Here is a 4,106-nt window from a genome sequence, read left to right as displayed (position 1 = left end):
TCAGGGCGGTGGTCGCGGCGGCGTGCGCGGGGGAGCGGGACGGGTGCTCGGTGATGACGATGATCTCGCCGCGGCCGCGGTCCAGCATGCCGGGGAGGGCGGCGTCGACGCAGCGGGACGCGGCCAGCGTCACGTTTCGTAGAACGTGTTCTAGGTCGGTGGGCGGGGCGGTGGGGGCGCAGACGAGGCGGTGCACCGGGCCCGTGACCGCGAGGACGTCCGCGACGGCCTTCGGGTCGGCGGCGTCGCAGACGCGGGTGTGGGTGTTCGGCGAGCGCAGCGCCGTGCGGGCCAGGCCGGGCTCGTCGGTGTCGACGGCGACGACGTCCCACGCGTCGGCGGCGAGGCGCTGCGCGGCGCGGGCGCCGACGCCGCGGGCGGCGCCGGTGACCAGGGCGGTGGGCCTCACGGGCGGACCTCCTCGGCGGCCTCGAACGTCATCCGCAGGTGCCCGACGGTGCTGGTGCTGAGCGCGCGGGCGCCGTCGAGCCCGAGGGTGCGCAGCTCGTCCGCGACGGGGTGGTCGCCGAGGCGGACGGTCGCGCCGCCGGGGCGCATCCGGACGCGCGCGGGCGACACCTCCCACGGGACGCGGCGGGTGACGCCGTCGAGGTGCGAGTAGGCCGTCACGCGCGGGCTGCGGGACCCGGACGGGACGGGCGCGCCGGGCCGCACGGCCAGTTCGACCGCCGTGCGGCCGCCGAAGCGGACGGCGCAGCGCTTGACGCGCGAGGCGAGGTGCATCGGGATGTCGGCGAGCTCCTTGGGGAAGCCCCAGATGCCGCGGCCCGCCTCCAGGGTGAACTCCTGGTTGACGGGCAGCCAGTGGATGAACGCGCCGACCTCGCCGCCGGGCGGGCGGGCCAGGAACGCGACGGCGAACTCGTGGTAGGGGCCGAGGTCGCCGTCGATGTACCGGACGAACGCGAGCGAGCAGACCGCCCGGCCGCGGACGGGTTCGAAGACGTCGAGTCCGGAGTAGGCGATCAGTGCGCGGGCGGCGGGCGCGCGGACGGCGAACATCGCCGAGGCCACGGCGGCGTCGCGGATTCGGACGGGCATGGCGACCCGTTCGCCCTGCACGGCGTAGTCGGTGCTCACCCTTCTTAGTAGAACAGGTTCTCGTTTTCCTGTCACGTACCGGGCGCGCGTTCGACGCCCGTCCGGATCCGGTCGAGGGTGGCGCGCATCCCGCGCCGGTTCACCGCGGCGCGGCGCTCGGCGGGGACCCCGGTGAAGACCCGGCCGAGGAGGGAGACGAACGCGGCGCCGCGGGTGTCGCGGCGGAGGTCCTCCCAGTACTCGGTGAGCCGCGTGCGGGACGTGCCGTCGACGTCGAAGCCCTCGACGCGGTAGCCCCACAGCGCCACCGGCATGCCGAAGCTCGACACCCGGAACGCGAACGCGCGGCCCGGCTCCGCGACCGTCACCCGGCAGTTCGTGAACCACAGCCGCCACCCGAGCCGGTTGAAACCGACGAACCGGGTGCCGGGCGCGATCGTCCGCCCGCGGATCCACGTCGCGACGACCTCGGGACTCCACTCGCCCATCCGGCGCAGGTCGGCGACCGCCGCGTACACGGCGTCCGGCCCGGCGTCGATGGCCACGCTCTCCTCGACCACCCACTCGCGTTCCATGGCCCCGATCATCCCGCACGCTAGAGCAGGTGCGCGTACCGCTCCCGCCAGCCCGCGTACCAGGACGCGAACCACGGCTCGTCCCGGGTCAGCGGCAGGATGTAGGTGACGGTCTCGGCGTAGTAGCGGCGCTGGAAGTCGGGGGGCATCCGGTCGAGCGTCTGCACGTTGCTCACCCGGTCGGCGAGCTTCACCCGGACGGCGTCGCGCGGGGCGTCCCGCAGCCGCCGCAGGTACGCCGACTTCGCGGCCCGCTTCGCCTGCCGCCCGGCGCCGCCGGCGGGGGGCTTGGTCACCCAGTCGACCAGTTCGGCGACCCGCGGCCCGAACTCGGCCTCGACGTCGGCGGTAGTGGCGGGCGTGTCCTCGACCACGTCGTGCAGCAGGACGGCCGCCAGGACGTCCGGGTCGGTCTCGCCCGCGCCCCGCACGAGCACCTCGAGCGCCTCCAGCAGGTGCTCCAGGTAGGGTGCGCCGGTGGGGCGCCGCTGGTCGCCGTGCCAGCGGACGGCCGCGGCCGCGGCCCGCCCGACCCGATCGGCGTCGAGGCCGGTGCCGGCGAGGTCCGCGCGGGCGTCGTCCCAGGTACGCCAGCGGTCGAACACCTCCATGGATTCCTCCCCTTCCGTGCCGGAGTTTCTTTTTCCGGTCGTGTCGCGCGGGCGCCCCGGGACAGGGCATGGTGGAGGTTCACCTTAAGCGGAAGGAGGCGGCGCGGTCGTGGTCGGGAGCCGGCAGCGGCCCGGCGGCCGGCCGGAGCCCGCGGGCAGGGTCCGCATCGTGCTCGGGCTCATCGCCGGTGGGCTGGCCGTGGCGCTGTGCGTCGTCCTCGTCGACCGGTTCGTCCTGCACGCGGAGTGGTGGGAGGTCCGGCACAGGGTGACCGGCGAGTCCGTCGCGCCGCTCGGCGACGTCGGCCCGCCGCCAGGGCCCCTCGCCGTGAGCTGGGAGCGGACGACCCGCGTCCACCGCGGGTCCGTCGCCGGGTACGACACCGTCTCCTACGACGTCGCCAAGGGCCAGATCGTCACCGTGTCCGGCCAGGGCGTCCAGGTCGTGGACGCCCGCACCGGCGCGCGGCGGTGGAGCTACAGCCGGTCGGACTGGTCGCTGCTCGGCTGGACGTCCACCGAGACGCGGCTCGTCGGCTACTTCGAGCGGGACGGGCACCGCGCCGACCGGGTCCTCGTCGGGTTCGACCTGCTGTCGGGCTCGCTGCTGTGGAAGAACGAGGGGGCGCGGCGGCCCGCCGCGGTGTCCCGCACGACGCTGCGTTTCCCGGCCGGGGCCGGGGTCGTGCTCACCACCGACGACGAGCGCCGCACGCTGGTCGGACTGGCGGCCGCGACCGGCGAGCCGCTGTGGCAGCGGCAGGTGCGGCACGGCTGCCGGCTGTTCGACGGCGCCGCGCAGCCGTCCGGCGACCGCGAGTCGCTCGTCGCGATCGCCCTCGACTGCGCGCGGCAGTCCCGGCCGAGCCGGCTGCTCGCCCTCGACCCGCACAACGGCGACGTCCGCTGGGACGAGGCGCTCGGCGCCGAGGAGGCGCCCGAGGTGACGATGCTGGACGGCGTCGCGCTCGTCTCGGACGGGACGGCGCTGCGGGCGTTCGACGAGGAGGGCGAGGAGTTCGCTTCCTGGGACGGCGACGCGGTGTGCGGCGACGGCATGTGCCCGAGCGTCCTCGCGGACGGGCGGCTCATCGTCGTCTATCATCCGGCCGGGACGAAGCGCGGCACGACGCTCATGGAGGCGGTCGACGTGTCGTCCGGCAACGTCGGGTGGGCGCGCGAGGTACCGTCCTACACGGCGCTGGCGCGCGCGGGCGGCGCCGTCTACGCGCTGCGCCCGCGCCTTGCGGAGCTGCTGCTGCCCGCGGGGATCGACGTCGTCTCGCCCGCCGACGGCACCGCCACGACCGCGCCCGCGCCGTTCACGATGGACCCGGACCTGCCCGGCAAGCGCCCCTGGATCGCCGCGGCGGGCGGCCTGCTGTACGTCGCGGTCGCCGAGGCGGTGCCGCGCCCGGCGGGCGAGTCCCGGCTGGTCGCGCTGCGCGGCGGCCGCACCGGACCCGGGCCCGACGAGCTCGGCGGCGTCCCGGTCGCCGACTGGCCGGACGCCTGCGCGCTGCTGGAGAAGGAAGACCTCGCGCGGGCGGGGCTGGAGGACTACGTCACCGAACCCGCCGACGCGGAGGTCGGGGAGGCCCGCCTGCCCGACCCGGTGTCCTGCACCTACGAACCGGTCGAGAAGAAGCCCCGCAAGGACGACGACCCCGGCGAGGACGACCCCGGCGAAGGCGCCGAAGGCGACGGGACGGGCGCTGCCGGCGAAGGCGCGGGCGGCGGCCAAGGCGCGAGCGGCGGCGGGACGGGCGCGGGCGGCGAAGGCGCCGAAGGCGACGGGACGGGCGCGGGCGGCGCAGGTACCGAAGGCGGCGAGGGAACCGGGTCGGGCGAGGGGTCC

5 protein-coding genes are annotated in these 4,106 nt (G+C 76.0%); 1 reads left to right on the top strand and 4 read right to left on the bottom strand.

The genetic code is table 11. The annotated features are described in order from the left end of the window. From DMH08_RS38845 to DMH08_RS38830, 4 genes are all read right to left on the bottom strand, one after another. Nucleotides 1-409: SDR family NAD(P)-dependent oxidoreductase (locus DMH08_RS38845; protein WP_125621239.1), on the bottom strand; the 409-nt coding region annotated here is incomplete at its 3' end. Beyond that, complete coding sequence (locus DMH08_RS38840) at nt 406-1,101, bottom strand: acetoacetate decarboxylase family protein (RefSeq protein ID WP_026403668.1); 696 nt, start codon at nt 1,099-1,101, stop codon at nt 406-408. The genes DMH08_RS38845 and DMH08_RS38840, both read right to left, overlap by 4 nt. Before the next feature lie 32 nt (nt 1,102-1,133). Then, entirely contained in the window at nt 1,134-1,637 is a 504-nt protein-coding gene (locus DMH08_RS38835) for an SRPBCC family protein (RefSeq protein ID WP_034519129.1), read from the bottom strand. 20 nt (nt 1,638-1,657) lie between these two features. Beyond that, the gene (locus tag DMH08_RS38830) at nt 1,658-2,248 is read right to left on the bottom strand and encodes an HD domain-containing protein (RefSeq protein ID WP_026403666.1); all 591 of its coding nucleotides are present in this window, start codon (nt 2,246-2,248) and stop codon (nt 1,658-1,660) included. 109 nt (nt 2,249-2,357) lie between these two features. Between DMH08_RS38830 and DMH08_RS38825 the strand changes: the two genes are divergently transcribed. Next, on the top strand, nt 2,358-4,106 hold a 1,749-nt coding region (locus DMH08_RS38825), incomplete at its 3' end, for an outer membrane protein assembly factor BamB family protein (RefSeq protein WP_148108660.1).

Origin of the sequence: Actinomadura sp. WAC 06369 (genome assembly GCF_003947565.1) — a bacterium.
Classification (GTDB): Bacteria; Actinomycetota; Actinomycetes; order Streptosporangiales; family Streptosporangiaceae; genus Spirillospora; species Spirillospora rifamycini.
The sequence above is the reverse complement of the archived record's forward strand: the minus strand, read 5'-3'. Positions and strand labels throughout refer to the sequence as shown.

Excerpts from the sequence above, each read along its gene's own strand:
- DMH08_RS38835 (WP_034519129.1), bottom strand. The coding sequence starts at position 1,637 with ATGGAACGCGAGTGGGTGGTCGAGGAGAGCGTGGCCATCGACGCCGGG.
- DMH08_RS38830 (WP_026403666.1), bottom strand. The coding sequence starts at position 2,248 with ATGGAGGTGTTCGACCGCTGGCGTACCTGGGACGACGCCCGCGCGGAC.